Origin of the sequence: Stomatobaculum longum, assembly GCA_000242235.1 — a bacterium.
In the GTDB taxonomy this organism is placed as follows: domain Bacteria; phylum Bacillota; class Clostridia; order Lachnospirales; family Lachnospiraceae; genus Moryella; species Moryella longum.
In genome coordinates this window covers 195,462-222,200 of the sequence record JH590861.1, presented here as the reverse complement: position 1 = coordinate 222,200, position 26,739 = coordinate 195,462, and the positions used below count along the sequence as shown (strand labels likewise).

Genomic DNA, 26,739 nt, shown 5'->3' with positions numbered 1-26,739 from the left:
TTTTACAGATTTCAACATCGGAGGTTTTTTGAATGTCGTCAAAAGTTGAGAGAAGCAGTTTCTCCTCCCGCCTCGGCTTCGTGCTGTCTGCGGCAGGCTCTGCCGTCGGACTGGGGAATATCTGGCGCTTCCCGTATCTCGCCGCAAAATACGGCGGCGGCATCTTTTTACTGGTTTACCTGCTCCTGGTTCTGAGCTTCGGCTATACCATGATTGTCGCCGAGAGCGCTCTCGGTCGGCGCACCAAAAAGAGCCCGGTCGGCGCTTTTACACACTACGGCAAAGACTGGATGTTCCGCTTCGGCGGCTGGATCAACGCTGTCATACCGATTCTGATTGTCCCGTATTATTCGGTCATCGGCGGCTGGGTCTCCAAGTATCTCTATGCCTACTGCCGAGGAGAGGTCACGGCACTCGCAGGCGACGATTACTTCAGCAGCTTCATCACAAGCGGCGGAAAAACCGAATTCTGGTTTCTCCTCTTCAGCGCGGCCACGATGTTCATCATCTATATGGGGGTGCAGAACGGCATTGAGCGCGTCTCGACCATTATGATGCCGATTCTGATTGTGCTCGCCGTCGCCATTGCCGTCTACGCGGTCACGCGTCCCGGCGCCCTGCAGGGCGTCTCCTATTTTCTGGTACCGAATTTCCGGAACTTCTCCTGGATGACCGTCGTCGCCGCAATGGGGCAAATGTTCTACTCGCTCTCGATTGCGATGGGCATTCTGATGACCTTCGGCTCCTATATGAAGGACGATGTCTCAATCGAAGAGGCGACGCGCCATGTGGAGCTCTTTGACACCGCGATTGCAATTCTCGCAGGCCTCATGATTATTCCGGCTGTCTTCGCCTTTTCCGGCGGCAATCCGGATGTCTTAAAGGCGGGTCCCTCACTCATGTTCATCACAATGCCGAAAATTTTCGCGAGCATGGGCTTCGGCCAGCCGGCAGGCATCATGTTCTTTCTGCTGGTGCTCTTTGCGGCTCTGACCTCGGCAATTGCGCTTGCGGAGAGCGCTGTCTCCACTTTTGAGGATGAATTGCACTGGAGTCGGAAGCGTTCCAGCCTGGTTGTCTTTGCCCTGATGCTCGTGCTCGGCAGTCTCAGCGCCCTCGGCTACGGCCCGCTCGCCATGGTGCGCATCATCGGCATGCAGTTGCTCGACTTCTTTGACTTCCTGACCAATTCCGTGATGATGCCGATTGCCGCGATGACCACCTGCCTCCTGATAGTCCGCGTGGTCGGCGTCAACACCGTCGCGGCGGAAGTGACAAAAGACGGCGCTCCGTTTAAGCGCCGCCTGATCTTCAACTTTATGATTAAGTATCTCTGCCCGTTCTTTGTCGCAATCATCCTGTTCAGCTCGATTGCAAGTCTGCTCGGCTGGATTAAGATGTAAGTTTTTCGAGCTTCGCAAAGCACGCGAGCATCTTCCGCACGCCGAGCTCATCGAAGTCGACCGTCACTTCATAATCCTTTTTGCCATCCTTGATTTCCGTAACGCTCCCCTCTCCGAATCGCGCATGCCGGACACGGTCGCCGACTTCATAGGGGAGCGTTTTCATATGCTCCACCTGAAACACCTTGCCAAAGGCCGCGGGTTTCATCTGCGTGAACAGTGTCTCCGTGCGGCGCGGCTCCTTCGCGGCACGCAGATCGTCTCGACTTTGCGCGCTCCCCTCCTCTGCGAGCACCTCCCGCGGAATTTCCGCAAGGAAGGAGGACTCCGGGTGAAAGTGAAGTTCGCCGTTCACAACGCGCGACTTTGCCGAGCTCAGGGTGAGGCGTTTCTTCGCGCGGGTAATGCCGACATAGCAGAGGCGCCGCTCCTCTTCCATTTCCTCCTCATCGCCGATACTCCGGTTGCCGGGAAACAGTCCTTCCTCCATGCCGCTGATATAGACTTCGTCAAATTCGAGTCCCTTCGCCGCATGTAGGGTCATCAGCGTCACGCGCTCGCCCTCTTCCGTGCGGTCAATGTCGGCGACCAGTGCGACTTCCTCGAGGAAACGATCAAGCGGCGGCATATCCGGCGGGAGCTCCCCGTCCGCGCGGTCGGACAGGTCGCTCGTATCGCGCGCAAAGTCCACCGCTTTGGAAATCAGCTCGTCGATATTCTCAAGGCGCGACTGCGCCTCCACTTCTCCCTCCTCTTTGAGCGCCTCCAGGTAACCTGACTTGTCCAGCACGAGGCGAATCAAATCGGCAATCGAGCAGCTTTCCGCAGCCTTCCGGAACTCCCCGATCAGATTGACGAAGCGCTGTATTTTCTCTCCGGCACGCCCCGCCACGCCGGCGGCCGGCGCCTCGCGGAGCGCCTCGAAAAAGCGCAGATCCCGCTCCGCCGCAAACGCGGAGACCGCCGCGACCGTCGCCGCGCCAATGCCGCGTTTCGGCACATTCAGGATGCGCTGCACCGCGAGATCATCGGCCGCATTGGCAACGGTCTTTAAATAGGCGAGAATGTCTTTGATCTCGCGCCGCTGATAGAAGTTGACGCCGCCGACCAGACGATACGGAATGCCCGCCGCCACAAAGCGCTCCTCCAGCACGCGGGACTGCGCATTGGTGCGGTACAGAACGGCAAAGCGCCCGTAATCGCCCCCGACAGCCCGCGCCTTGATTTCGGCCGCGATTTCCTCTGCCTCTTCCGCTGCGCTCGCATAGCGCCTGCACTGCACTTTCTCGCCACTCTCCGCCGCCGTCCAGAGCCGCTTTTCTTTCCGCCCCGCATTGTTCTGAATCACGCCGTTGGCCGCCTCCAGAATATTTCCGCTCGAGCGGTAATTCTGCTCGAGTTTCACGACCTTGGCCCCCGGGAAAGCCTTCTCAAAATTCAGTATATTGTGAATGTTCGCGCCGCGGAATTTGTAAATCGACTGGTCATCGTCGCCGACTACGCAGAGATTCCGGTATTTTTTTGCGAGCAGCTCGATGAAACGGAACTGCACGCTGTTTGTATCCTGGTACTCATCCACCATGATATAGCGAAAGCGCTCCTGATAGTAGGCGAGCACATCGGCATCCGCCTCGAAGAGCTGCACCGTTTTGAACAGGAGGTCGTCAAAATCCAGCGCGTTGTTCTTCCGAAGTAAATCCTGGTAGGCACGATAGCAGCGCGCAATGCGGGCCGTCTGGAAGTCCTTCGCCTCGCTCTCGTACCGCACGCTGTCAACCATCTCGTTTTTGGCCGCGCTGATCGCGGAGAGCACGACCCTCTCCCGCAGCTGTTTCGGATCAATCTGCAGTTGTTTTAACACTTCCCGCATTGCGGCCTTCTGGTCATCGGCGTCGTAAATCGTAAAGTGATTGTCGTAACCGATGCGATCAATGAAGCGCCGCAAAATGCACACGCAACTCGAATGGAAGGTCGCAACCCAGATTGCCTCCGCGCCGCTCTCGACCAGCGCGTCCACGCGGCTTCGCATCTCGGCAGCCGCTTTGTTCGTAAAGGTGATGGCGAGGATATTCCACGGCGATACCTTTTTCTCCCGAATCAGGTAGGCAATGCGATGGGTCAGCACGCGCGTCTTGCCTGATCCCGCTCCCGCGAGAATCAGCTCCGGGCCCTCTGTCCACTCCATCGCCTCGCGCTGTCGTTCATTCATCTGACTTGTCACTGTCACACTTCTCCTTTCCGGGCATGAGTCCCAGGCGCTGCAGACTCAAATCGCAAAAACCGGTTCCTGCATTCAACGCGCGGTTCACACGGCTTATGGTCGCCGTGGAAGCGCCCGTCTCTTCCGCAATTTCAAGATAAGTTCTGCCGCGGCGCAGCATAAAGGCCACTTCATAGCGCTGCGACAGCGAGAGCAGTTCATTCACTGTGCAGATATCCTCAAAAAACTGATAACACTCTTCGCGGTTTTGCAAAGTCAAAATGGCATCAAACAGGCGGTCCGCCGCCGACGAATGCAGCTTGTGATTCATGTTCCGTCCTCTCGTCCTGCGTTTTTTTTTCGAGTGTAGCACGACAGCGCATTGAAGTAAACCGGACGAAGCAGGCATTGCAAGCGCGTGCACTTTGTACTATAGTAGAAATGTTAATCGTTAAAAGAAGAAATGAGGAGGAAGTCTTAGCTATGCCCAATTATTCTTACGGCGGCGGCGGACGTCGGTTTCATTCGAGACGCCGCAGAAACAGAGCGCTGCCGCTTCCGCTCTTGCTCGGTGTGCTCGTACTGGCACTCCTGGCAGTTGCGCTTGCATTCTTCCTGCGTCGCCCGAAGGGAGATAAACCCTCCGCGGCACATGCGAACGCCAAGCAGTCCACCGAGGAGAGCACGACCGCGGAGGTGAAATCCGAGGACATCCTCGCGGATGCCGAAAAGAAGGCTGCCCAGTATGATTACGACGCTGCGATTGCCGCAATTCAGGCAGACGAAAAGACGGCGCAGTCCGAGGCCGGACAGGCTGCGATTGCGAAGTACAATGAAGTCAAGGGAACCCTGGTACGCCAGGATCCGCAGAAAATCACCCATGTCTTCTTCCATACGCTCATCATGGACAACAAAAAGGCCTTTGACGGCGATGACCGTCAGAACGGCTATAACGATGTCATGACGACGAAGTCCGAGTTCGAGAAGATGATGCAGGCGATGTACGACAAGGGCTATGTCTTAGTCCGGATTCACGATGTCGCACACGAGGAGGACGATCCGGCGACCGGCGGCAAGAAGATGGTCTGGGGCGACATCATGCTTCCGCCCGGCAAGACCGCCTTTGTCCTCTCTCAGGATGATGTCAACTATTACGAGTACATGAACGGAGATGGCTTTGCGAAGGATATCATAGTCGGGCCGAACGGAAAGCCCATGAACGAGATGGTCATGGACGACGGTTCCGTTTCGGTCGGCGCCTACGACCTGGTTCCGATTCTCGACGAGTTTATTGAGAAGCACCCGGACTTCTCCTACCGCGGCGCAAAGGGCATCATTGCCGTGACCGGTTACAACGGCGTCTTCGGCTACCGCACCGATCCCTCCTACGAGGGCAAGAATCCGAACATTGAAGCGGATCGACAGAAGGTGCGCGAAGTTGCCCAGTGCCTCCGGGATGACGGCTGGGAGCTCGCCTCCCACAGCTGGGGACACCGGAACTACGGAAAGATTCCGTTTGCCGAGCTCGAGACCGATAACCAGAAGTGGCAGGACTATGTGGGTAAGCTGATCGGCGGCACCGACATTCTCATCTTCCCCTTCGGCGCGGATATCGGCGACTGGCATCCCTACAAGGATGACAACGAGCGCTTCCAGTATCTCTATAAGAGCGGCTTCCGCTACTTCTGCAACGTGGACTCGAATCAGTACTATGTGCAGAAGGGCCAGGATTACCTGCGCCAGGGCAGACGAAATCTGGACGGCTATCGACTCTGGCAGGATATGACCGTCAAGAATCACACCAGTGATTTGTTCAATGCCTCGGATATCTTTGATAAGGACAGACCGACACCGGTTCCGGACTACAAGGGAGGCTGATTGATTCAAAAGAGTCGCAAAAGAGCCCGGTTTTCACTTGATAAATCAAGTGAAAACCGGGCTCTTTGTTTTTATTTGTTATGCGTCTTCGTTTCCGACAATCAGATCAAAGACTTCTTCCGCGCGATCCGCAATCCGCTTGGCGCCGAGTGCTTCCAGCGCCTCACGGCTCCGGAATCCCCAGTCCACGGAAATGCAGTCCATGCCGCTGTTCTTCGCGGTCAGCATGTCCACCTCGGTGTCACCGATATAGACAGCCTCTTCCGGTCTGACCTGCAGAGACTCGAGAACGGCAAACACCATGTCCGGCGCCGGTTTCCGGCGAATGTCCGGGCGCTCGCCCTTCGCCTCTTCAAACAACCCCTCAAAGTGCACGCGATTTAAGACCTGCACCGCCTCGTCCAGCTTATTGGAAACCACGGCAATGCGGACACCTGCCGCCTTCAGCTTTTTCAAAAGGGCAAGTATCCCGGGGTAAGGCCCCGTCGCGTCGTCGCAGTGCTCGCCGTAATAGGCGGCAAAGGCCGCGATCACAGCATTTGCCGCTTCGTCCGTGATGCCGAACGCCGCTGCGCTCTTTGTCACGCCGAGCGCGCCGACCTCCCGGAGAGAATATCCCTTCTCGACCGCGAGCGCGCGCTGCGCAGCGACTTCCGCGCCGCTTCCGAAGAAGTGACGCACATCGTCCTTTGTAAAATCCGCGCGATGTCCGGTCAGGCGGCAGGCCTCATTCAAAGAAACCGTCAGATCTGTGATGGTATCCAGAATTGTGCCGTCCATGTCGAAGACAGCCGCGCGATAGTGTTTTGTCTCACTCATCTCTCTACCTCCGCGTCAGCCGAAGGTCGCGACTTCGGCAATCGGGCCTGTCCGCGTGAGTTCCTCCGCGTACAGGACAGGACCCTCGGCGCCGTACTCGCGCGCATTCTCCTTCCGGATTTTGGCGCGGACCTTTACCCAGTCTCCTGTCTTGAAATTCTGTGCGCCCGCATAGTGGCAGAGCAGACCGCAGAAGCGGATATCCGCCTCGCAGCAGGTCATCACCCTTCTGCCCGGAATCACCACATCGGCCGGTGCCCCCTTCGGACGCATCAGTTCCGCAGTGAAGCTGACCTCCTTGCCGTCATACTTCTCCGGCCGGTCCATCGCATCGACATAGAAAATCGCAAACATATCCGGACTCAGCTCCAGATGATCTGCCTTTAAGTCATAGGGCAGCTCAATGCTGAAATCGCCGCGAATCTCGCCGTCTTTTCCCTCAAACACGATCTCGGCATCCGGCGCCATGGCTTTCAGGGAGAGGTGATAATTTCCGAGCTTCTCCTCCGAAATATCGTCCGCGCGGTTGCAGATGATAAGCTCCGTGTCGTTCAACATCGGGCCGAGAAACGCCCGCATATTCTTCAGATAGAGGTCCAGCGTGCTCGTGTCGAAAATACTGATCTGCTGGTTCAAAAACCACTCGTCCGGCAGTTCCAGACTGTCCTGCCGCCAGAGGCCGTTCCACTCAATCAGGACGCGCTCCGGGTGAAACTCTTCGCCGAGCGCGCGGAGCGCCTCTTTGGTGCACTCCTCCTGACTCTCAAAGTAAATCGCCGCCGTATTGTACTTCTTTAACAGGGCCTCCGGGTATTCCTCTTCGCCCTCCTCGCAGACCAGGAGCAAAGTCTTACCCTCTGTCTGAAAGTAGGATTGCTCCATCGTGAAGCGGAGAAACTGTGTCTTGCCCGCCTCCAGGAAACCGTTGATTACGAATACCGGTGTCTTCTCTTCTTCTCTCTCAAATTGCTCTGCCATTGCTTATGCCTTGAACTCCCTTGTGATTGCCTCTTCCTTGAGCTCACTTCCGATCACGCAGACCTTGCCGCTTGCCTCCGCAGCCCCGCGGCGAATCTCGGTCTCGCCCGGCACCAGATCAAAGTGGAACCATGCGCCGCCGTCCGCACTCGGAACCATGCCCTTTGCGCGCACCACCTTGCCGAACTCCTCGCTCTCCGCAAGTCTGAGAAGCAGTGCGTGCAGCTTATCCTCGGTAAAGGCCGGGACATTCTCAAGACCGACACTGTCGAATACCTCATCAGCATCGTGGCCGTGGTGATGGTGGTGATGGTCATGACCGCAGCAGCAGTGACCGTCCTCATCGTGGTGATGGTGATGCTCGTGCTCTTCCTCATCGTGGTGGCAGCAGTGCTCGTGTTCCTCATCATGGTGGTGATGATGCTCGTGCTCTTCCTCGTCGTGGTGGCAGCAGTGCTCGTGCTCCTCATCATGGTGGTGATGATGCTCGTGCTCTTCCTCGTCGTGATGGCAGCAGTGCTCGTGCTCCTCATCATGGTGATGATGCTCGTGCTCCTCCGCAAGCTCCTCAAAAAGCTCTGCCTTCAAATCGACCGGATGCTCGAGAATTTCAAGCAGCTTCTCACCGGTCAGGTCTGAGATCGGCGTCGTGATAATCGTCGCGTCCTTGTTGATCTCGCGAATCAGCTGAATCGCCTCGTCGATCTTCTTCTGGTCTGCGACATCCGTCCGGGAGAGCACAATGGTCTTTGCATACTGCACCTGGTTGTTAAAGAACTCGCCGAAGTTCTTGATGTAGAGCTTCGCCTTCTTCACATCGACCAGTGTGACCGCGGAATTGCCCGCGACCGGGAGCTCTTCCTCGACATCCGCGACAGCGTGCATCACGTCCGAGAGCTTGCCGACACCGGAGGGCTCAATGATTATGCGGTCCGGCGTGTATTTTGTGAGGATTTCCTTCAGCGAGCTCGCGAAATCGCCGACGAGCGAGCAGCAGATGCAGCCGGAGTTCATCTCCCGCACCTCAATGCCGGAATCTTTTAGGAAGCCGCCGTCGATGCCGATCTCGCCGAACTCGTTTTCAATCAGCACCACCTTCTCGCCGGAAAGAGCCTCCGCGAGCAGTTTCTTGATAAAGGTTGTCTTTCCCGCGCCGAGAAAGCCCGAAATAATATCTACCTTAGTCTTTGCCATCTCTGTTTCCTCCGTTCTTGTTCTACTCCTCATAGAATGAATAAAGCATAGCACAAGTGCTATGCTTTGACTAGTCTCTTGCCCCGCACAAACTGGCAGGCAAATGTTTTAAAACTTCCGCTGTGAGCATCCCGATCAGCGCGCCCATGATGACACCCGCGAGCAAAAGGAGCGGAAAATACCAGAACAGCCCCCTGTTCTGCACGACCAGACTTGCGACAATCAGCTGCCCCAGGTTGTGAAAGACAGCGCCGAGCACACTGACGCCGAGCGCGCTGAATCCGCCGCTCCGCTTCGCGAGGGCCGCCGCCGTCAGACTGAGCGCCGCACCCGAGAGGCTGTAGAGAATCGCAGCCATATTGCCGAACAAAAAGCCGGTCAGCACAATGCGCAGCACAGAGAGCAGTGCCGCGCGCCGGATGCCGAACAGATAGAGACAGACCAGACTCGCGAGATTCGCAAGCCCCAGCTTGACACCGGGGATGCCGATTGAGAGAGGAAGTAAAACTTCCACATAACTCAGCAACAGTGCAAGCGCGAGCAAAATTCCGAAGGCCGCATTGGCTGCCGCCTGTCCCCCTCTTCTCATGCTTCCGCTCCGCCTTGATTCAGGCAATGTTCACGCCGACCACCGAAACATTCACCTCGATGACCTTGAGTCCCGTCATGTTCTCGATGGCCGCGACGACCTTGTCCTGCACTTCCCTTGTCACCTTCGGGATATTATAGCCGTACTTGATGTTGATGGCGAGTTCCGCGGAGACATGCTCCTCCGTGACTTCCACCTTCACGCCGCGCGACGCATTCTTAAAATTCAGGCGGGAAGCGAGCTCCTTCGTGAGTTTTCCGCCCAGGGAATCCACGCCTTCCACTTCCGTCGCCGCCAGTCCCGCAATCACAGCGACGACCTCGTCCGCAATGCAAACTTCTCCGATGTTCTTCTCCGTGTTGTTCTCTTCCATCTGCCGTCGTCCTCCTGTCAAACGAAATTCTTCTTTGCTCTGTTTAGTATAGCAAATTTATCGTGTCGGTACATACTATTTGTGATACGGCGCGCCCGTCCGGATACGATAACTCCGATAGAGCTGTTCGAGAAACAGCACGCGCATCAACTGGTGCGGAAAGGTAAAATCCGAAAAACTGAGATGCAAGGCAGCGCGCGCACTCACCTCCGGCGAGAGCCCGAGAGAACCGCCGATCACAAAACAGAGCTCTCCGCGGCTCCGCTCTTCCAGCTTTTCCATTTCCGCCGCGAAGCCTTCCGAATCAAACTTTTTCCCCTGAATTTCCAGGGTCACGACAAGGGAACGGGCATCGATCTTTTCGAGCAGACGCTCGCCCTCTTTCTGCCGGACGCGGCGCGAAGCCGCGCTGTCGATGGCGTCCGGTGTCTTTTCATCTTTCACCTCAATCAGGCGGAACTTGCAGTAGGCGGAGAGCCGCTTTTCATATTCCGCGACAGCCTCGCGCCAGTACCGCTCCTTCAGACTGCCGACCGTAAGTAAGGTCACATTCATTCTGTCGCCCGGAAGTAGTAGCCGACCCCCCACTTGGTATGCACATAGCGCGGCGCCGAGGGTGAGGGTTCAATCTTTTCGCGGAGACGCCGCACATGGACATCGACCGTTCGCACATCGCCCGTCTCGGTGTTTCTGTTCTCCCAGATTGCCGCCAGCAGTTTTTCCCGGCTGAATACTTTGTCCGGATTCTTCATGAGCAGCACCAGAATGTCAAACTCCCTCGCGGTCAGATTGATTTCCTGCTTGCCGAGCATGACCCGCCGCGACTCGGTGTCGACCGAAAGCTCGCCCGCCGTGAGTTGCGAGCTGTTCTCGGCTTCCCGCTGGTTCTTTTGATTGCGGCGGAGAATGGCTTTGATGCGGGCCTTGACTTCGAGAATATTGAAGGGCTTGGTGAGGTAATCATCGACGCCCTTGTCGAACGCGAGAATCTTATTCATGTCCTCCAGCTTTGCCGTCAGCATGATAATCGGCACATCCGAGAACTCGCGCACGGCCTGACAGACTTCCATGCCGTCCATGCCCGGAAGCATGAGATCGAGAATCACCAGATCATAGGACTTCTCCCGGATTTTTTGCAGCGCAGACTCCCCGTCATAGGCTGCATCCACCTCCATCCCATCTGCCTGCAGACTAAAGCTGATTCCCTTCACAATCAGTTTCTCATCGTCTACAACCAAAATCTTAGTCATTCTCCCTCTCCTCACTCTGAGACCGTGATACTGTCCTTTAACTTCTCAAACGCCTTTTCTTTGATGCCCGGAATCTTCTTGATTTCCTCCGTGCTTTTGAATTTCCCGTGTGCCTTCCGGTACGCAAGAATCTGTTCCGCTTTCCGCTCGCCGACCCCCGGGAGACGCATGAGTGCTTCCTTGTCCGCGCGGTTTAAATCCACTTTGCCGCTCCCGGCACTCTCCTCCGCAAGCACTTCGGCCGTACCGCGGGCTGCCTCTTCCACGGTCGGCACGCGGACCATGCTGCCGTCCTCGACCACCGCCGCGAGATTCACGGCATCCTGCGCCGCATTCTCCGAAAAACCGCCGGCAAGCGCCAACACTTCGTGTAAGCGCGCCCCTTTCGGAACTTCGTAGACAGCCGGATGTGCGACGGCGCCGCAGAGGTAAATGCTGACCTTCTGCGCCGCACTTTCGGCACTCTGTGCGGTCTCTGCCGCACTGCTCTCCGTGACACCGCTCTTTGCTGCCGCTGTGTCCTTCTTGCCGCGCGCCGATTTTACGCCCGCTCCGCTCTCCGCCGTGACATCCGCGTATGTCTCACAGTGCAGACTGCCGTCAAGCGCAGAAGGCCTTTGCCGCAACCCGAAGAATAAGCCTAAGGCAACGACCGGCAAAAGTAGGGGTATCAGGTAGAGCAGCTTTTTCTTTTTCCATTTTCGAAACACGACAGCCTCCTCTCGGAGCTACCGAGCCTGCAATCCTATTGTACCGACTTATTGGAAGAAACTCAAGCGCCCGTGCCCGGTTTACAACAACCGTCGCGCTGCTGCCTGCACCAGATGCTTTGCGAGCACCGAAGTCGTGACCGCACCGATGCCGCGCGGCACAGGCGTGAGCGCCGCCGCAAGGTCAGAGAGCCCTTCGGGGTTCACATCGCCGCACAAATTGCCGTTCTCATCCGCGTTGATGCCTACATCGAGAATCACACAGCCCGCCGATACATAGTCGCGGTCAATGAGCTTTGCTCTGCCCGCCGCCACCGCGAGAATCTCCGCCTTTTTGCACTCTTCCTTCAGATCCTTGGTCTGGGTATGGCAGATAGTGACCGTCGCGTTGTCCCGGAGAAGGAGCATCGCGAGCGTCCGCCCCACGACGAGACTGCGCCCCACGACCACCGCGCGCTTTCCGTGCACCGGCACTTCATAGGTGCGGAGCGTCTCCATCACAGCCTCCGCCGTACAGGGCGCAAAGCCTGCCTCTTCCCCCGCAAAGACGCGGGCAATGTTGACCGGCGAAATGCCGTCCAAATCTTTCTCGGGATCAATCATCTGCTCGGCCCGCCGCACATCCAGCTGCTCCGGTAGCGGCTTTAACAACAGCACGCCGTCGATGGCCGAATCCGCATTGATCTCCCGAAAGCGCTGAAAGAAAACCTCCGGCGTCACATCCTCCGGAAACACAAAGGTCTTGACGTCCAGACCGAAATTCTGCATGCGCTTTTTCGCGCCTTTTTCATAGGAGAGCTGCGGTACATTCTCGCCGACCCGCACAATCGCAAGGGTCGGCACATAACCGCCCAGCGCCTCCAGGGTTTTTTCCGTCTCCGCCCGGATGGCATCCACCACCTGCTGTCCTGTGAGTTCTCTCATACTGCTCTCATCCTCTCTGTTTCTTTCTGCTTACGCAACAATAGTCTAGTATACCTTAAAACGCAGAAAACCGAAACAGGAACCTTTTATTTACATAATCAAATTATGTTTATATTTCGATTTCTTCCGTGCGACGATTGACACTGTTTTTCCGCTCGTCACCGCCCGATTTTGATTCTCTCCGAAAATGAATCTTTCGGACCGCCGCCCGGCATTTATTGCTTGCGTCTTTTGGGAAATCGTTGTACGGTTATAAATCATATACTTATATTATTAGCACACCAAAATACCTGTCTGAAAGGGGATTTTCATGGCGAAATTAAAGGAAAAAGTTGTTCTCGCTTATTCCGGCGGCTTGGACACCACAGCGATTATCCCGTGGCTCAGGGAGCACTTTGACTATGAGGTCATCTGCTGCTGTGTCGACTGCGGTCAGGACAACGAGCTCAGCGACCTCGAAGAGCGCGCAAAACTTGCCGGCGCTTCCAAGCTCTATCTCTTCGATGAAAACGACAGCTTCGCAGACGACTATATTTTACCCTGTCTGCAGGCCGGACTCGACACCGAACAGGCTGCCCTGCTCGGCAATGCGCTGTCCCGCCCGCTGATAGCCCAGAAACTCGTGGAACTGGCAAGAAAGGAACACGCCGTTGCGATTTGCCACGGTGCGACGGGAAAGGGCAACGACCAGGTTCGCTTTGAGCTGAGCGTGAAAGCCCTCGCCCCCGAACTCAAGGTCATCGCTCCCTGGCGCATGACGGAACTCTGGCCCTTCCGCTCCCGCGAGGACGAGCTCGCCTACTGTCGTCAGAAAGGCATTGACCTTCCCTTTGACGCGAGCCATGCCTATTCGCACGACAGAAACCTCTGGCACAGCTCGCACGAAGGTCTGGAACTCGAAGACCCCGCGCAGGAGCCCATGTTTGAGGAACTCCTCCGGCTCGGCGTCTCGCCGAAGCAGGCGCCCGACACCGAGACCTTGCTTCGCATCGGCTTTGAGGAAGGCGTGCCGGTGAGCCTTGACGGCAAGCGCATGAAGTTCTCCGATCTGCTCCGCAAGCTGAACGAAATCGGCGGCAAGAACGGCATCGGCATCTTTGACATCGTCGAAGACCGCGTCGTCGGCATGAAGGCGCGCGGCATTTACGAGATTCCCGGCATTGCAATTCTGCTCGAGGCAAAGCGGAGCTTAGAAGCCCTGGTGCTCGACGGCGATACCCTTGCCACCAGACGCCCGCTCGGCGAAAAGTATGCTTCGCTCCTCTATGCCGGCAAGTGGTTCACACCGCTCCGCGAAGCCCTGCAGGCCTTCTTTGCGAGCACACAGAGCACCGTGAGCGGCGAGGTAAGACTGCGCCTCTACAAGGGCAATCTGATTCGCGCCGGCGCAAGCTCCGTCTTCTCGCTCTACGCGGAAGATGTCGCCTCCTTCACGACTGGATCTCTGTACCGCCACCGCGACGCCGACGGCTTCATTGCCCTCTTCGGACTGCCGCTTGAGCTACGCGCGAGAATGTTGCAGCGCGCAGGCGTCGCAGAGGAGGAATCCGCCCTCATTGAGCTTCCGGCGCTGCCGCTGCCGGTTAAGACAACCGTCAGTAAGGTCAAAAAAGCCGACAAAAAGCAGGCGGTCGGCAAAGTCGCCGAGAAGAAAAAGAGCGACGAAAAGACCCCGGAAAAGAAAAAGGCCGTGAAGAAAGAGACCGCCAAAAAGACCGCAGAGAAAAAGACCGGTGCCAAAAAAGTGACGCGAAAAGTCTCGAAAAAAGCCCCCGAAAAGAAGTAAGCATTTCAGAAAATAAAACAGCAGCTGTCCGCTTCGGCAGGCCGCTGCTGTTTCTTTATTTCACATAGCTTAAACATAATTAATTTATGTAAACTTATCTGCAATTCTCTGTCTGCCGCTTCTTCGCGCCCCGGGGTCACAGCGCCATGAGCACTGCGCCGAACGCAATCAGCACACAGCCCAGCGCGCTTTTCGGCGTGAGTTCTTCCCGCAAAAAAAGAACCGCAAAGAAAATTGTGAATACAATCGAGAGCTTGTCAATCGGCGCGACCTGATTGACGCGCCCGAGTTGCAGCGCGTGGTAGTAACAGAGCCAGGAGGCTCCCGTCGCGAGCCCCGACAAAATGAGAAACAGCCAGCTCTTCTGACTGATTGCGGAAATCCCCTGTCCCGCATGCGTGAGAAATACCATGCCCCAGGCCATTGCGAGTACCACCGCTGTGCGGATTGCCGTCGCGAGTGTTCCGTTGACCCCGTCAATGCCGATTTTTGCGAGTACCGCCGTGAGCGCCGCAAACAAAGCCGAGAGTAGCGCAAAAAAAAGCCACATGCTTTGACCTCCCCCGTTTCTTTCCGCTATTCTTTCTGTCATTTTAACGCGTAAGCCTCGTCAGCGCCTCTTTTTTTTGTTACAATACGACAAAGAAGCGCAAGAAGAAGGAGGTACATCCATGGATTACCGCATCGAACATGATTCTATGGGGGAAGTCAAAGTCCCCGCAGACAAGCTCTGGGGCGCGCAGACACAGCGAAGCTTCCAGAACTTTGAGATCGGGGATGAGAAAATTCCCGCCGAAGTCATCACCGCCTTTTCCTATCTGAAGGAAGCGGCCGCTCTCGCAAACTGCCGCCTCGGCGTTTTGGACGAGAAGAAGGAAAAGCTGATCTCTACGGTCTGCGAAGAAATTCGCGCCGGTAAATTACAGGGCAACTTCCCGCTCGCGGTCTGGCAGACCGGCAGCGGCACCCAGTCCAACATGAACGTGAACGAGGTCATTGCAAACCGTGGCAACGAAATTGCGGGCGAAAAACTCCTGCACCCGAATGATGACTGCAATAAATCCCAGAGTTCGAACGACACCTTCCCGACCGCGATGCACATTGCGGCGGTCCTCACCCTGGAAGATAAGCTTCTGCCCTCGCTCGATACGCTGATTGCCTGCTTCCGGGAACTTGAGATTCGCTATAAGGGCATCGTGAAGTCCGGCAGAACCCACCTCCAGGATGCGGTTCCGATCTCCTTCTCCCAGGAAATCAGCGGTTGGAGAAGTTCTCTGGAGACCGATCTCGAGCTGATTCGGGCAAGCATTCCGCCGCTCTCCTCTCTGGCGCTCGGCGGCACCGCTGTCGGCACCGGCTTAAACGCACCGAAGGGCTTTGACACCGAGTCCGCAAAGGCTGTCTCCAAGCTCACCGGCAAGCCCTTCCGCACGGCGGAAAATAAGTATCACGCGCTGACCTCCAAGTCGGAACTGGTCTACTCCCATGGTGCACTGAAGGGACTCGCGGCGGATCTCATGAAGATTGCGAACGACATCCGCTGGCTCTCCTCCGGCCCCCGCTGCGGCCTCGGTGAAATCCACATTCCGGAGAATGAGCCCGGCTCCTCGATTATGCCCGGCAAAGTGAACCCGACCCAGTGCGAATCCGTCACAATGGTCGCGGTTCAGGTCATGGCAAACGACAGCGCGGTCAGCTTTGCGGCAAGCCAGGGCAATTTCGAGCTGAACGTGTTTATGCCGGTCATGATTTACAACTACCTGCAGTCCGCTCGTCTCCTCGCGGATTCCATGCGCTCCTTCCGCATCCACTGCTGCGAGGGCATAGAGCCGAACCGCGAAAAGATGCGCGAGAACCTGCACCGCTCCCTGATGCTTGTGACCTCGCTGAACCCGTACATCGGCTACGAGAATGCGGCAAAGACCGCAAAGCTTGCGTTCAAGGAGAACATTTCCCTGAAAGAAGCCTGCGTAAAACTCGGCTTCCTCACAGAAGAGCGTTTTGACGAAGTCTTCCAGCCGGAGAAGATGGTAAAGGAAGAGGAGTAAGTATATTTACGCAAACCGAAAAGAAGTTCTGTGCGGAAAATCCGTCAGAACTTCTTTTTGAATTTTGATGCTAGTACATTTTCTAGCCTTATGTTCGGATATAGTTGTAAATCAAACAATTCTATTGCATCAATTTATCACAAATAAAAAACTTAACTTTCTTCAGTGGAATCTATGGAGAATTCTCTTCCTTGTAAAGCCTCTAAAGATTTGGCAGCAGAACCTTTGGTTACAGCTCCGCTCTCGCTTGAACTGTTTAACTTCCGCGACCTCGCAAACCAAATATAAACACGACTGCGAGTATGACCACTGTGCCAGCCACTCCCGCAACAATTACTTTCTTACTCATCCCTAAACCTCGTATTCCCCTCATACTTATTACTGTCAGTGAATCACAGACTTGCCCAAAAGTGGGTTGTAATCATTTAACCAGTCATTACCTTGCATATTATTTCTTACTGCGTCCCAGTTAAACTCACTGCTACTATCCACTGGCGGATACTCTGGATTCCATGTATACCGCTCGTCCTGCGCGGGGTCGATGTTCGCGGGCGGGATGTCCTGTCCCCGCTTTCCGCTCTGCGCTGCGCCTATATTGCCGGTTCCGCTGTAGCTCTCCCCGATTCCGATGTTATTGTCTTCCTGTAAAGCACCCTCCGGGTGATCGGATCCGGCTGTCCAAGCTTTGATGATGCGCCCTTCAAAGCTTTCGCCGTTCCGCACCATATGACCGTAACGACCGTCGTACTGTGTGGAGAGCAGGTAGTGATAGCCATTGTCGACAATCGCGCCGGTCTGCATACTGCCGGAGGCATCCAGATAATACCAGTCTCCGTTCACATTGACCCAGCCGGTCTGCATGTAGCCGTTCTCATCCATGCGGTACCAGTTTCCGTTGTCGGAAACCCAGGCAGCCTTTGCATAGCCGCCGTCCGCATACCGATACCACCAGCCGCGGTTATCCCGCTGCCAGCCTGCATTTGCTGCAAGAACCGGCATTGCCATTATCACCGCGCCGCAAACTGCTGCCGCTGCTGTCATAAGTCTCTTCTTCATACTGTTTCTCCCTTCAATCCCTTCAAGTCAAAGTGTTATGATTTGTGTCCGGCTGCCGAGAACTTCTGTTGTCTCATAAAGCAGGCCATCGGAAACAAATGTAACATAACTCAAAAAAAAAAAGACTTACACCTACAATTATTTGCAAAAATAAAAAGAGCGCAAAAAAACAAGGTCTGCCGGGAAGGCAATCCTTGTTTTCTCAATGGTATTCTGCGTCGTAGCGTTTCTAATCGAAGCCTATTCACGTGCCTAAGACAGGTTACGCTTTTGTCCGTTTGTAAATGTCCCGAACAGACGTCATAACAACCTCCCATGTTAAATCAGCAGCATACGGAAACTTTTTCTGATAGGACTTCCACTGCTTCTCCATATCGAAATCAGCCTCTACTTCATCAAAAACCACAGGTGCATCGGGCAGGTATTTCTCAGTCCCACGTTTTTTTGCTGTTGCCATCAGCGCCATGTGAAGATTAACAGGAATCAGCTCTCGTCCATACAGTTGATGCAAAATGTGCAAATCATAAAAATCCCTCATACGGGTATTCGTCGTTGCACGGGATATTACTGTTTCCAGCTTTTCTGCCAAAACTGTTTCCAGATTATAAGCCCAAATATCGATACTACGATTTTCCAACATGAGCTTAAAGCTATACCTCACTTCGCGCGGTGTAATAACGTCACCTGTTGAAATATCAATCTTCAGCGGTGTTCTCACACCGTCGAATTCTGTTTCCATACTGACACGGACACCCGGATACTCGGCTTCATCCATGATTTTGGAAACTCGCTTAATATGAAATTCCACGCTGTCATCCACAGGTACAGCAATAATAGTTGCAATGATACGCTCCACTTCGTCGATACCGAGTGTCTCTCCCTTTATTGTTGTATCAATATCCATCGTTGATCTTGATGCAAGCCCAACCATGGCAGAAACCAGCATTCCTCCTTTCAAAATGAATTTATCTCTATACTCTGAAATAGAAATGCGTTCCAGAAAGCGTTCCATCATATAGTTCCGCAGCAGAATCTGCGCATCTGCTGCGTTCTCTTTGGAAAGATTGCGAATCCGGTCTTTGAGTTGCCTTGCAGTCTTAATCATAATAGCACCTCCAAGTACTGCCGCAGTAATTTCTCAACATGAAACATTCGTGCATAGCGCATCAGCTTCCGCAAATCTTTATGCTGACATTTTGCATACTGCTTGAGAGCGTTCTGCCATATCTGCATTTCAATTCCGCTCCGATTGCGAATTACATCACAAATGGTGCGCTCTACATCATAGACCGGAACGGAATTCCCAAACGGCGTATTCATTGAAATGACTCCCACACCATGCAATTCTTTTTTGATGGTATAAACTTTGATACCATCCTCCCGCAAACCGGTCGGGTTATATCCTGTCTTGACCGTAACAGAATACGGCTTCGGCTCCCGGTCGGTCAGGTCATGGAAAAACAAGGCACTCTCGTGAGAAAATACCGCTTGATTACAGCGGAGATGTAACAAATACATAGCATCTGTCCATGCATCGGGTGAAAGATAGACCCCTTGTGCCACCCGCTCTGTACCGTGCTTTTTTACATACGCATAAAAGGCAGATTTGGGAACGCCGCTTTCCATCGCTTTCGCCATTTTGAGAATGCCGTTGTTTTGCGCAAAGAGCGATGTGATCTTTTCATTGGTTGTCATCCGCTTTCTCCTTTCTTGCTAATATAATAATTCATATTAGCAAAAAAGTACATAGTCTTGCCGACTGTACCGCAAAGTCCTCCTGCCTGTAGTTTTCCTCGTATCGTCCGCAAATGCGCAAAAACAGCCCCCCACAAACGCTTTTCTGCGTTCACAGAGGGCTGCCCGGGGTGGGGCTTTAGAATGTTTTACTTCTGCATGATATGAATCGCGAAGCCGCCGTACTCGCCGTCGAGATATACATTTTTGATGCTGCCGTCCTCGAAATATGCGGCAGTCTCCATGCGGAAGGAAAAGCCCTTTTCCTTGAGTTCTTCCACCGCGCTCTGCAGGTTCTCGGTGCGCATCGCGACATGTCCTTTGCTGCCGAGGAAGGGCTGCTTCATGCATTCAAAGTAGGGGCCTGCAAATTCCGATTTCTGACCGTGGCGGGGTTCCAGATTAAAGAGGAGCGATAAAAGCTTTGCGAGCTGCTCCGCTTCTTCGGGGCTTGCGGTATTGATGCCGATATGTTCCAGCGCAAATTGATTTTTCATAGCCTACCTCACTTCATCGGGAAGAGGATAACGGCACCTGCGGTCAGCACAAGCAGGCGAATAAAGTACTGCGGGACCGTAAACTTCCAGAACTCACCGATTTTATATTTTCCCGCTCCCATAATCATGGCCGGCATGCCGTCAATCGGAAGGAAGTGTCCGCACCAGCCGGAAATCACGATGGCTGCCGCCGCTGCGGTCGGGTCGAGTCCAAGGTTTACACAGGTTGCGATTGCTATGGGTGCAAAGACATAGACCGTACCGATGGTGGATCCGGTCAATGTCGCAAGCACACTGGTCAGGATGCAGAAGGCGAAAATCAGGACAAAGGGGTTCACATTGCTGCCGAGCATATTTGCGACGGTCTGTCCGACCAGGTTCGTTAAGCCGGTATTGCCGAGTGCATCCGCAATGCCGATGACGCCTGCAGACATCAGGATAATCGGCGCACTGATGGCGCTTCTGATTTCATCGAAGCTCATGACCCCCGCAATCAGGAGCACGCCGACCGCGAGCGCCGTAATGGCGTAGCCTGCATCACCGATTTTACTCTGCAGTACCATACCGACCACTGCGATTACAAAGCTCACATAGGTGATGGTTTCCTTCTGCTTGCTGAGTGTCGCTTTCTTCTCCAGTCCGCTCTCATCCGCCTTTTGATCCGTAATCGGATGATCCGGCATAATGCGATACGCAAGGACGCACCATGCGAAGAAACCGAGAGACAGACAGAGATTTACCAGCGAGAATTTCACAAGATCCACATTGGCGCTGATACCGACACTCTGCAACACTGCGATCACAATGCCGTACTGAAGCGCCGTGTTGAACGGGAGCAGCGGGTGGTTTGCCGCAAAACCTGCGGGCATCAGAACGCGCGACGGCGGCAAAGCCTTCGAATCCGGAAGGTTCGAGAGCAATCCGATGACCAGTACATAGTAAGCGGTGGAACCGGTTCCGAAGAGGCTGCAACCCAGCATGACGACCAAAATCAGCAGAACGTAGGCCTTGAAACCGCCGTGAGCCGCGAGATTGAACATGGTCTCCTTAAAGCGAAGCAACAAGCTTGTTTTTTGCAGGGCGGCGATGATTGCCATGAAGGATGCGAGCATCACAATCGTGGAATTCGAGAAACCGCCGAAGGCTGTCTTGATGTCCGTGACACCGAGCACCACCATGAGGAGCAGGGCCAGCAGCGGCGGTGCGCCGAAGGGCAGTTTATCGACCATGATTAGGATAATCATAAGCACGGTTACCGCCAGCGCAAGTATCATGGGTGTTGTCATAGCGAAATCCTCCTTTTGGATTTTCCGTTCATTTGTCCCAAGTATATCGAAACGCACTTTATGCTCCCACAGCAAACTGCACAGATTTTGTTCTTTTTTGAATCATATCTTAGTAAACCAAAAACCACGTCCGCTTTTCGTTCTATTCTGAAACATATATATTCAATAAAATAGAGAAGCTGTTTCTTCCGGAAACAGCTTCTCTATCTCATACTCAAAATAACATCAACGCGCAGCTCCCTTCTTTCTCCCGATAGCCATGCGCGTCGCGTACTTCATCGCGTTAATCAGGCTCTTCTCGTTGCCGTTGCCCTTGCCTGCGTGGTAAAAATCGGTGCCGTGATCCACGCTCGCGCGGACAATGGGAAGTCCCAGCGTCACATTGACACCTTCCACAGCCTTCCAGTCCTTCTTTTCGCGGTCGTAGACAAAGCCGACCGTCTTTAGCGGAATATGGCCCTGATCGTGGTACATGCAGACTACAATGTCATACCAGCCGCCGAGCGCCTGCGAGAACACGCTGTCCGGCGGGCAGGGTCCCGTGACTCCGGTAATCCCCTCGGCCTTTGCCGCCTCGATTGCGGGGGTAATCTCCTCGATTTCCTCCCGCCCGAAAAGGCCGTTCTCACCGCAGTGCGGATTGAGCCCGGCAACCGCAATGCGCGGATTTTCGATGCCCATGTCTTTGCAGGCTTGGTTTGCAATCTCAATGACCTCGAGCACACGCGCCTTCTTCACGCGCTCGCAGGCCTCGCGGAGCGAGACGTGTGTCGAGACATGCACCACGCGAAAATCGTGGTGGGCAAGCATCATCGTGTACTTCTTTGTTCCGGTGTAGGTCGCATAAATCTCCGTGTGGCCGTCAAAATGCGTATAGCCGTCCGAGCGCGCACCCTTATCCTGCGCAAGCGCCAGATTCATGGCCTCTTTGTTCAGCGCATTTGTACAGGTCGCATCCACCTCGCCCGCCATGGCAAGTTCGATGACCTTTTTCACACACTGGAACGCGGCATTGCCACCCTCGGCGCTGACTTTGGCGAGCTCGAATGCATTTACATCCGCAATGAGCGGCAGATGCAGCACATCAACGGTTCCCGGCTGAAAGAGCGCGTCCGCAACCGTTTCGCAGCGATGAATCCGAATCTCCGGATGGCCCACAAAGCCCTTCGCCTGCTCCATGATATCGGCGTCGCCGATGATAATCGGGCGGCAGAACTCGTACTGCGCGGGATCTGCGAGCGCCTTGATGCTGATTTCCGGGCCGGTTCCGGCCGGATCTCCCATAGTGATACCGACTATCGGTCTGTTTTCCATACTGACTCCTCAGGCGAGGCCAAGCGCCTTGTTCCGATTAAGCAGTTCTTGCAAGGCTTCGATTCCCTCTTCCGGCACATAGGAGAACGGCGCACGGCATTTGCCGACCGGATAGCCGAGGAGCTCGACCGCTGTCTTGATAATCGTATTCGGGTTGCCGTAGCGGAAGATGCTCTGCAGCGCGGAAATCGCCTCCTGCGCCTGTTCCGCGCCCGCAACATCGCCCGCAATCCACTTGTCGTAGATGCTCGCAAGTGTCTTCGGCCAGATATTTGCGCGCCCCGCAATGCCGCCCGCGCCGCCTTCCTTGAGACAGGTGAGAATCGCGCCGTCATTGCCCGCGAGAATCGCAACTTCCTTGGAAAGTTCCTTGGTGAGACGGATATATGCCTTCAGGTTCTCGAGATCGCCGCTCGAATCCTTGGCACCGACAATCACATCGATATCGCGGCAGAGCGCCTGTACCGTTTCCGGCAGGAGTTTATTGCCGGTCCGCGCCGGAATGTTGTAAAGAATAATCGGGATATGCACCTCTTTTGCGACCGCCGCGTAGTGGTCGTAGAGTTCCTTCTGGGACGCGAGCGCAAAGCTCGGGGTCACAATCGAAAGCGCATCCGCACCGAGCTCTTCGGCGCGCTTGCTGAGGCGTATCGTATCCGCGGTCGTGATGCAGCCCGTGCCCGCATAGACCGGCACTCTGCCGCGCACTTCGTCGATGACGGTCGCAAAAATCTCTTCACGCTCCGCAAGCGAGAGCGCATAGGCCTCGCCGTTTGTACCTGCCGGGAAAATGCCATGCACACCGCCTGCTAAGAGACGGTTCACCTGATTTCTCAGTTCCGCATAGTTGACGCTCTGCTCTGCGTCATTGTTCATCGGGGTAATAACCGGGGGAATAATTCCTCTGATCTCACTGGTCTTCACGCTGTCTCCTCCTTCTCTCCGCTCTCGGCTTCTCACATAATTTCTAAGTAAAGCGCTCTCGCATCCGCCTCGGTGACAAGGCGTCTGTTGTTGGTGAGCAGACGCTGCACCTGCATGCCCGCCTGCACGAGGCCCTCTAAATCCTCTTCCGGAACACCGAAACTCTTTAAGCTCTTCGGAATATCGAGATGTTCTACGATTTCTTCAATGCGGCGTATCATCCACGCGCACTTCTCCTCTACGGTCTCACAGTTCTTTTCTCCGTGGCAGCAGCGGTCATAGGCAAGCGCAAGGCGCTTCTTCACTTCCGGATCTTCGCTGTTAAAGCGCATGACCGGTGCCAGCAGGATTGCATTCGACACGCCGTGCGCAATGTGGTACTTGCCGCCGAGCGGGTAACTCAGCGCGTGTACCGCCGTGGTGCCGGAAGCCGTAATCGCAAGACCGCCGTAGTAGGCCGCAATCTGCATCCGGTTCTTCTCTTCCATTGCCTCCGGGTCATCGCAGGTCTTCTCGATGTTATTGAGAATCAAATCCAGACCCTCGAGCGCATAGATATCGCTGAACGGGTTCGCCTTATTGCCGGTGAAGCACTCAATGCAGTGTGCAAGCGCATCAACGCCGGTCGCCGCCGCAATGGGACGGGGCAAATTTTTGATCATTCTGGCATCGAGTATCACATAGTCCGCAATCATATTCTCGTTGACAATGCCGACTTTGAGCTCCCGCTCCGGAACCGCGACGATGGCATTCGGCGTGACCTCCGCGCCGGTTCCCGCTGTGGTCGGAATCAGGATGATCGGAACGCACTTCTTTGCCATGCCGGGCGTGTCGAGCAATTCCTTGACGCCGTAGTCATCGGTCACAAGTACGCTCGCAAGCTTTGCGGCGTCCATCACGGAACCGCCGCCGCAGGCCACAATAAAGTCCGCGCCCGAACGCTTGAATTCATCGATCAGCTTCTGCACGGCCTCATAGCTCGGCTCCGCGGGGAGCTCGTCCAGCACATAGTAGTCGACACCGGAAGCCTTGACCGCCGCCTCCGGCAGCGCGAAGAGACCTGCCTTTTCAATTCCCTTGTCCGTGAAGATTGCAACCTTTTTGGCGCCGTTCGTCTTCAGAATGTCCGTAATCTGCTCCATCGCATCATCGCCGCCGTAGACAGCATGCGGTAATTTTAAACTGTACTGCTTTAACACAATGCTTCCTCCTTTGATTAGATGACTGCCACGTCTAAAACTCAGCGGCTCTGTGCCGCGGTCGGGTTATAAAGTCCCATGGTCTCGCGCTTTTTCCCGGCGACATCTTCCTCGCGGAAGCGAAGATACTTGATGCCCTCGCGGGTTCTCGCGGCATAGGCTAAGTGCAACATACCGTCCTTACTCTGCATAAGGTAGGGATACTCGTACTGGCGGTTATTCGTGCGGTTCTCATCGCCGATAAAGCCCTCGCCCCGCTCCATCCAGCGAATCAGCGGGAAGGTCTTGCCGCCGTCCTCGGAGAGTGCCACCGCGACCGGGCAGCGCAGTCCCGGCCAGGCCGCTTTGCCGGACTGACTCTCCGGCGCGGAAGTCGGATTATAGGCGATCGCAATGCGGCCGCTTTTCATTTTCACCGCACTGATGCCGGAATTGTTGTTCGGCAGCGGTGTGGGAACCGGCTCCGACCAGCTCTCGCCCCAGTCAAAGGATTCGCTCCGGTGAATGCGCTTTGCCTCGCGGTGCCGCATAAAAGCGACCAGATGTCCCGGCGAAAGTTCAATGACATTGGCGTGAACATGGCCGTTGCTCTTCGGCATCATCACGAGCTTCCAACTTTTTCCTTGGTCATCCGAGATTCGAAATCCCGTCGGATCGCCTGCGAGTCCGTCCGGCGAATCCGTGCAGAGCCAGTTGGAGAAAATCCAGCGACCGTTCGAGAGAATCTGTATCGGCTGGCGGCAAAAGGTTCCGGGCTCCGGAAATACGGTCTCATACTCGCCCCAGCTTCTTCCGCCGTCAAAGCTCTTCTGGCAGCGCACTTCCGCCGTAAACTGCATATTGTCCTTGCCGCTCTCTCTGTCGTCCTGCGCGGTGTACATGGCCCAGACAGCGCCGTCCGGTCCCAGAAAGAGCGAGGGATTCTGCTCGCTCTTTTTCGGGTCGCGGGAGAGGTCGGTGACAGCCGACCACTTGGTCTCACCGTTTCTGAGCGCCGAACAAACAATGTGGATGTCCGCACTGCCCTCATAGGTGCCCGCAAACCAGCAGGCGAGAAGATCGCCGTTCGGCAACTCTACCATCGCCGGTGCGTGTGCTGTCGGAAAACCGCCGGTCGGCAGCAGGGCTTCCAGTACGCCCATCTCTTCATCTTCATAAACCGTGCCGTCAAACGAAAGTCCCGGCAGTTTCGGAAATTTGCTCATCTCTTCTCTCCTTCTGTCTTCTTCTCCAAAAAGCGCGCAAGGCGCGGCAACAAATCTTCTTCCCCGAATCCGCCCGACTTGGTAATCACGGCATGCTCTTTTCCGCGATAGGAGAAGCGGCAGAGCACAATCCCGCTCTCCAACTCGCCGACCGGTTCCACCTTCCGCACCCCAAGTGCATTCATACACTGCAACAGTGTATCGCCGCCGGTCAGCAGCAAGGTGCCGAGTGCGGGCTCTTCTATGAGCTCTGCGAGCACGGTGCCGAGCGCATTTGCAATGCGAAAGCGCAGCTCATCGAGAGAAAGTCCCAGGTTCTCCGCATAATTTTTTGTCTCCGTATTGTCACCCGCATCATTGCTGTCAATGATGAAATGCGGGTGCTCTCTCAGCTGTTCCCGCAGTGCCTGAAGCGCTACATCGCCCGCCGCTGTCGCAAAAAAGTCCGGCAATACTTTCTCCTGCGGCGTGAGATGCACATGCCCAAAGCCCTCATCCGCCGCGACGGAAAGCTGACGGCGTGTAATCGGATTTACGCTCCCGCAGAGAACCAGAAGCCTCGGAGACAGTTCCGGTAAGTTGCTATCCCCGCGCGCGCCGAGTCCCAGTAATTCCGGCAAATAGGCCGCAAACCCGGCGCAACCGGCAAGCACCCGCGGTACGGTGTCCCGAAACAGTGCTCTGCCGCTTGCAAACAACTCTTCTTCGCTCCCCGCATCAAAAATCAGAATACCGCGCCTCGACGGCACGGTGCCGTTCGCCTCAAGCGGCGGAAAACTCTCTGCCGGGAGGCTGCTCTGCAGCCCGAGAAGAGTCGCAACTTCCGCCGTCCGCACCGGCTCAAACGGATCCTTGCCGAAGGGGCTCTCATTGACCGGTATTCCGTTGATATACTGGCGGCCTCCGACTGTTGTCCGTCCGAGTTCCGGAAATGCCGGGAGAAAGGGAAGCACAGACTCACCGCTCCCCGAGAGCGCGGCTTCCAGTTCCGCGCCGACATTGCCGCGGAGCGCGGAATCTGTCTTTTTATAGACGCAGGAGACACCGGCATGTATCGCACTCTCCGTCAGAGCGCGCACAATCTTGCCTGCCTCTTTCGGACTGAGATGTCTGGTTTCCGTGTCGATTACAAGCACCTCTGCGTCTTCTTCTGTAAAATGATGCGCCTTAGCGGTCAGGACCTGGGTCGGGATGCCGCGCGCGGCAAAGCGCACCCCGGTGTCCAGCGCACCGGTAAAATCATCCGCAAGAATCAGCAAGCGAAGCATGTCTCCTCCTCTTTCTCCGGTTATTGCCAAGGTATGGTTTCATTATGCGAAATTGCTGCGGAGAATGCACGCAAAAATGCGGAAAAAGTGTTTCAATTTGACAC

The 26,739-nt window shown here is 55.2% G+C and carries 25 protein-coding genes and 1 pseudogene; 4 read left to right on the top strand and 22 right to left on the bottom strand.

The genetic code is table 11. The features are described from left to right. The first annotated feature begins 32 nt into the window (after positions 1 to 32). Complete coding sequence (locus tag HMPREF9623_RS00990) at positions 33 to 1,403, top strand: sodium-dependent transporter (RefSeq protein ID WP_009532023.1); 1,371 nt, start codon at positions 33 to 35, stop codon at positions 1,401 to 1,403. Here HMPREF9623_RS00990 and HMPREF9623_RS00985 read toward each other — a convergent pair. Then, positions 1,393 to 3,630: a UvrD-helicase domain-containing protein gene (locus HMPREF9623_RS00985; protein WP_040799147.1), complete on the bottom strand. Its 2,238-nt coding sequence runs from the start codon at positions 3,628 to 3,630 to the stop codon at positions 1,393 to 1,395. The genes HMPREF9623_RS00990 and HMPREF9623_RS00985 overlap by 11 nt on opposite strands. Then, positions 3,605 to 3,934, bottom strand: coding sequence for a YerC/YecD family TrpR-related protein (locus HMPREF9623_RS00980; protein ID WP_009532021.1), 330 nt, complete (start codon positions 3,932 to 3,934; stop codon positions 3,605 to 3,607). The genes HMPREF9623_RS00985 and HMPREF9623_RS00980 overlap by 26 nt, the downstream gene beginning before the upstream one ends. A gap of 152 nt (positions 3,935 to 4,086) precedes the next feature. On the opposite strand from HMPREF9623_RS00980, the gene HMPREF9623_RS00975 reads away from it, so the two are divergent. Continuing rightward, positions 4,087 to 5,481 carry a polysaccharide deacetylase family protein gene (locus tag HMPREF9623_RS00975; RefSeq protein WP_009532020.1) on the top strand — a complete coding sequence of 465 codons (1,395 nt, stop codon included), beginning with the start codon at positions 4,087 to 4,089 and terminating at the stop codon, positions 5,479 to 5,481. A 78-nt stretch (positions 5,482 to 5,559) separates the two neighbouring features. Here HMPREF9623_RS00975 and HMPREF9623_RS00970 read toward each other — a convergent pair whose 3' ends face one another. The 9 genes from HMPREF9623_RS00970 to HMPREF9623_RS00930 all read right to left on the bottom strand — a co-directional run bounded on the left by HMPREF9623_RS00970 (position 5,560) and on the right by HMPREF9623_RS00930 (position 12,318). Next, complete coding sequence (locus tag HMPREF9623_RS00970; RefSeq protein WP_009532019.1) at positions 5,560 to 6,300, bottom strand: HAD family hydrolase; 741 nt, start codon at positions 6,298 to 6,300, stop codon at positions 5,560 to 5,562. A 15-nt stretch (positions 6,301 to 6,315) separates the two neighbouring features. Then, positions 6,316 to 7,278 carry a TIGR03943 family putative permease subunit gene (locus HMPREF9623_RS00965; protein WP_009532018.1) on the bottom strand — a complete coding sequence of 321 codons (963 nt, stop codon included), beginning with the start codon at positions 7,276 to 7,278 and terminating at the stop codon, positions 6,316 to 6,318. A 3-nt stretch (positions 7,279 to 7,281) separates the two neighbouring features. Next, the gene (locus tag HMPREF9623_RS00960; protein WP_009532017.1) at positions 7,282 to 8,472 is read right to left on the bottom strand and encodes a CobW family GTP-binding protein; all 1,191 of its coding nucleotides are present in this window, start codon (positions 8,470 to 8,472) and stop codon (positions 7,282 to 7,284) included. A 70-nt stretch (positions 8,473 to 8,542) separates the two neighbouring features. Then, positions 8,543 to 9,061: a Gx transporter family protein gene (locus tag HMPREF9623_RS00955; protein ID WP_009532016.1), complete on the bottom strand. Its 519-nt coding sequence runs from the start codon at positions 9,059 to 9,061 to the stop codon at positions 8,543 to 8,545. Between the two features lie 19 nt (positions 9,062 to 9,080). Further along, positions 9,081 to 9,434, bottom strand: coding sequence for an Asp23/Gls24 family envelope stress response protein (locus tag HMPREF9623_RS00950; RefSeq protein ID WP_009532015.1), 354 nt, complete (start codon positions 9,432 to 9,434; stop codon positions 9,081 to 9,083). Positions 9,435 to 9,509: 75 nt separating this feature from the next. After that, a complete protein-coding gene (gene rlmH, locus HMPREF9623_RS00945) occupies positions 9,510 to 9,989 on the bottom strand; it encodes a 23S rRNA (pseudouridine(1915)-N(3))-methyltransferase RlmH (protein ID WP_009532014.1) in 480 nt (159 codons plus the stop codon). Then, complete coding sequence (locus tag HMPREF9623_RS00940; RefSeq protein ID WP_009532013.1) at positions 9,986 to 10,684, bottom strand: response regulator transcription factor; 699 nt, start codon at positions 10,682 to 10,684, stop codon at positions 9,986 to 9,988. Before HMPREF9623_RS00940 ends, rlmH begins: the two co-directional genes overlap by 4 nt. Positions 10,685 to 10,695: 11 nt before the next feature. Next, a complete protein-coding gene (locus HMPREF9623_RS10725; RefSeq protein WP_009532012.1) occupies positions 10,696 to 11,394 on the bottom strand; it encodes a ComEA family DNA-binding protein in 699 nt (232 codons plus the stop codon). A gap of 81 nt (positions 11,395 to 11,475) precedes the next feature. After that, on the bottom strand, positions 11,476 to 12,318 hold the full coding sequence (locus tag HMPREF9623_RS00930; protein ID WP_009532011.1) for a bifunctional 5,10-methylenetetrahydrofolate dehydrogenase/5,10-methenyltetrahydrofolate cyclohydrolase: 843 nt from the start codon (positions 12,316 to 12,318) through the stop codon (positions 11,476 to 11,478). Positions 12,319 to 12,628: 310 nt separating this feature from the next. On the opposite strand from HMPREF9623_RS00930, the pseudogene HMPREF9623_RS00925 reads away from it, so the two are divergent. Beyond that, positions 12,629 to 13,837, top strand: a pseudogene (locus tag HMPREF9623_RS00925) (argininosuccinate synthase); the annotation flags it as partial. A gap of 403 nt (positions 13,838 to 14,240) precedes the next feature. On the opposite strand, the gene HMPREF9623_RS00920 reads toward HMPREF9623_RS00925, so the two are convergent. Beyond that, the gene (locus HMPREF9623_RS00920) at positions 14,241 to 14,654 is read right to left on the bottom strand and encodes an EamA family transporter (RefSeq protein WP_009532009.1); all 414 of its coding nucleotides are present in this window, start codon (positions 14,652 to 14,654) and stop codon (positions 14,241 to 14,243) included. A 121-nt stretch (positions 14,655 to 14,775) separates the two neighbouring features. Here HMPREF9623_RS00920 and fumC point away from each other — a divergent pair, with 121 nt between their 5' ends. After that, positions 14,776 to 16,152 (top strand): class II fumarate hydratase, encoded by a 1,377-nt coding sequence (gene fumC, locus HMPREF9623_RS00915; protein ID WP_009532008.1) that lies wholly within the window; start codon positions 14,776 to 14,778, stop codon positions 16,150 to 16,152. 384 nt (positions 16,153 to 16,536) lie between these two features. Here the strand turns inward: fumC and HMPREF9623_RS10720 are convergent, their stop codons facing one another. From HMPREF9623_RS10720 to HMPREF9623_RS00865, 10 genes are all read right to left on the bottom strand, one after another. After that, complete coding sequence (locus tag HMPREF9623_RS10720; protein ID WP_009532007.1) at positions 16,537 to 17,208, bottom strand: hypothetical protein; 672 nt, start codon at positions 17,206 to 17,208, stop codon at positions 16,537 to 16,539. 262 nt (positions 17,209 to 17,470) lie between these two features. After that, the gene (locus tag HMPREF9623_RS00905; protein WP_009532006.1) at positions 17,471 to 18,313 is read right to left on the bottom strand and encodes a nucleotidyl transferase AbiEii/AbiGii toxin family protein; all 843 of its coding nucleotides are present in this window, start codon (positions 18,311 to 18,313) and stop codon (positions 17,471 to 17,473) included. After that, positions 18,310 to 18,903, bottom strand: a complete 594-nt coding sequence (locus tag HMPREF9623_RS00900; RefSeq protein ID WP_009532005.1) for a type IV toxin-antitoxin system AbiEi family antitoxin domain-containing protein — start codon at positions 18,901 to 18,903, stop codon at positions 18,310 to 18,312. The genes HMPREF9623_RS00905 and HMPREF9623_RS00900 overlap by 4 nt, the downstream gene beginning before the upstream one ends. A 188-nt stretch (positions 18,904 to 19,091) precedes the next feature. Beyond that, positions 19,092 to 19,439, bottom strand: a complete 348-nt coding sequence (locus HMPREF9623_RS00895) for a VOC family protein (RefSeq protein WP_009532004.1) — start codon at positions 19,437 to 19,439, stop codon at positions 19,092 to 19,094. Between the two features lie 8 nt (positions 19,440 to 19,447). Continuing rightward, positions 19,448 to 20,725, bottom strand: coding sequence for an SLC13 family permease (locus HMPREF9623_RS00890; RefSeq protein WP_009532003.1), 1,278 nt, complete (start codon positions 20,723 to 20,725; stop codon positions 19,448 to 19,450). Between the two features lie 225 nt (positions 20,726 to 20,950). Further along, complete coding sequence (gene pdxA, locus HMPREF9623_RS00885) at positions 20,951 to 22,039, bottom strand: 4-hydroxythreonine-4-phosphate dehydrogenase PdxA (protein ID WP_009532002.1); 1,089 nt, start codon at positions 22,037 to 22,039, stop codon at positions 20,951 to 20,953. Positions 22,040 to 22,048: 9 nt separating this feature from the next. Further along, entirely contained in the window at positions 22,049 to 22,963 is a 915-nt protein-coding gene (gene dapA, locus HMPREF9623_RS00880; RefSeq protein ID WP_009532001.1) for a 4-hydroxy-tetrahydrodipicolinate synthase, read from the bottom strand. A 32-nt stretch (positions 22,964 to 22,995) separates the two neighbouring features. Further along, on the bottom strand, positions 22,996 to 24,162 hold the full coding sequence (locus HMPREF9623_RS00875; RefSeq protein ID WP_009532000.1) for an iron-containing alcohol dehydrogenase: 1,167 nt from the start codon (positions 24,160 to 24,162) through the stop codon (positions 22,996 to 22,998). A 41-nt stretch (positions 24,163 to 24,203) separates the two neighbouring features. Continuing rightward, positions 24,204 to 25,367 (bottom strand): sialidase family protein, encoded by a 1,164-nt coding sequence (locus HMPREF9623_RS00870; protein ID WP_009531999.1) that lies wholly within the window; start codon positions 25,365 to 25,367, stop codon positions 24,204 to 24,206. Beyond that, positions 25,364 to 26,635, bottom strand: coding sequence for a four-carbon acid sugar kinase family protein (locus HMPREF9623_RS00865; RefSeq protein WP_009531998.1), 1,272 nt, complete (start codon positions 26,633 to 26,635; stop codon positions 25,364 to 25,366). Before HMPREF9623_RS00865 ends, HMPREF9623_RS00870 begins: the two co-directional genes overlap by 4 nt. Positions 26,636 to 26,739: the final 104 nt, after the last annotated feature.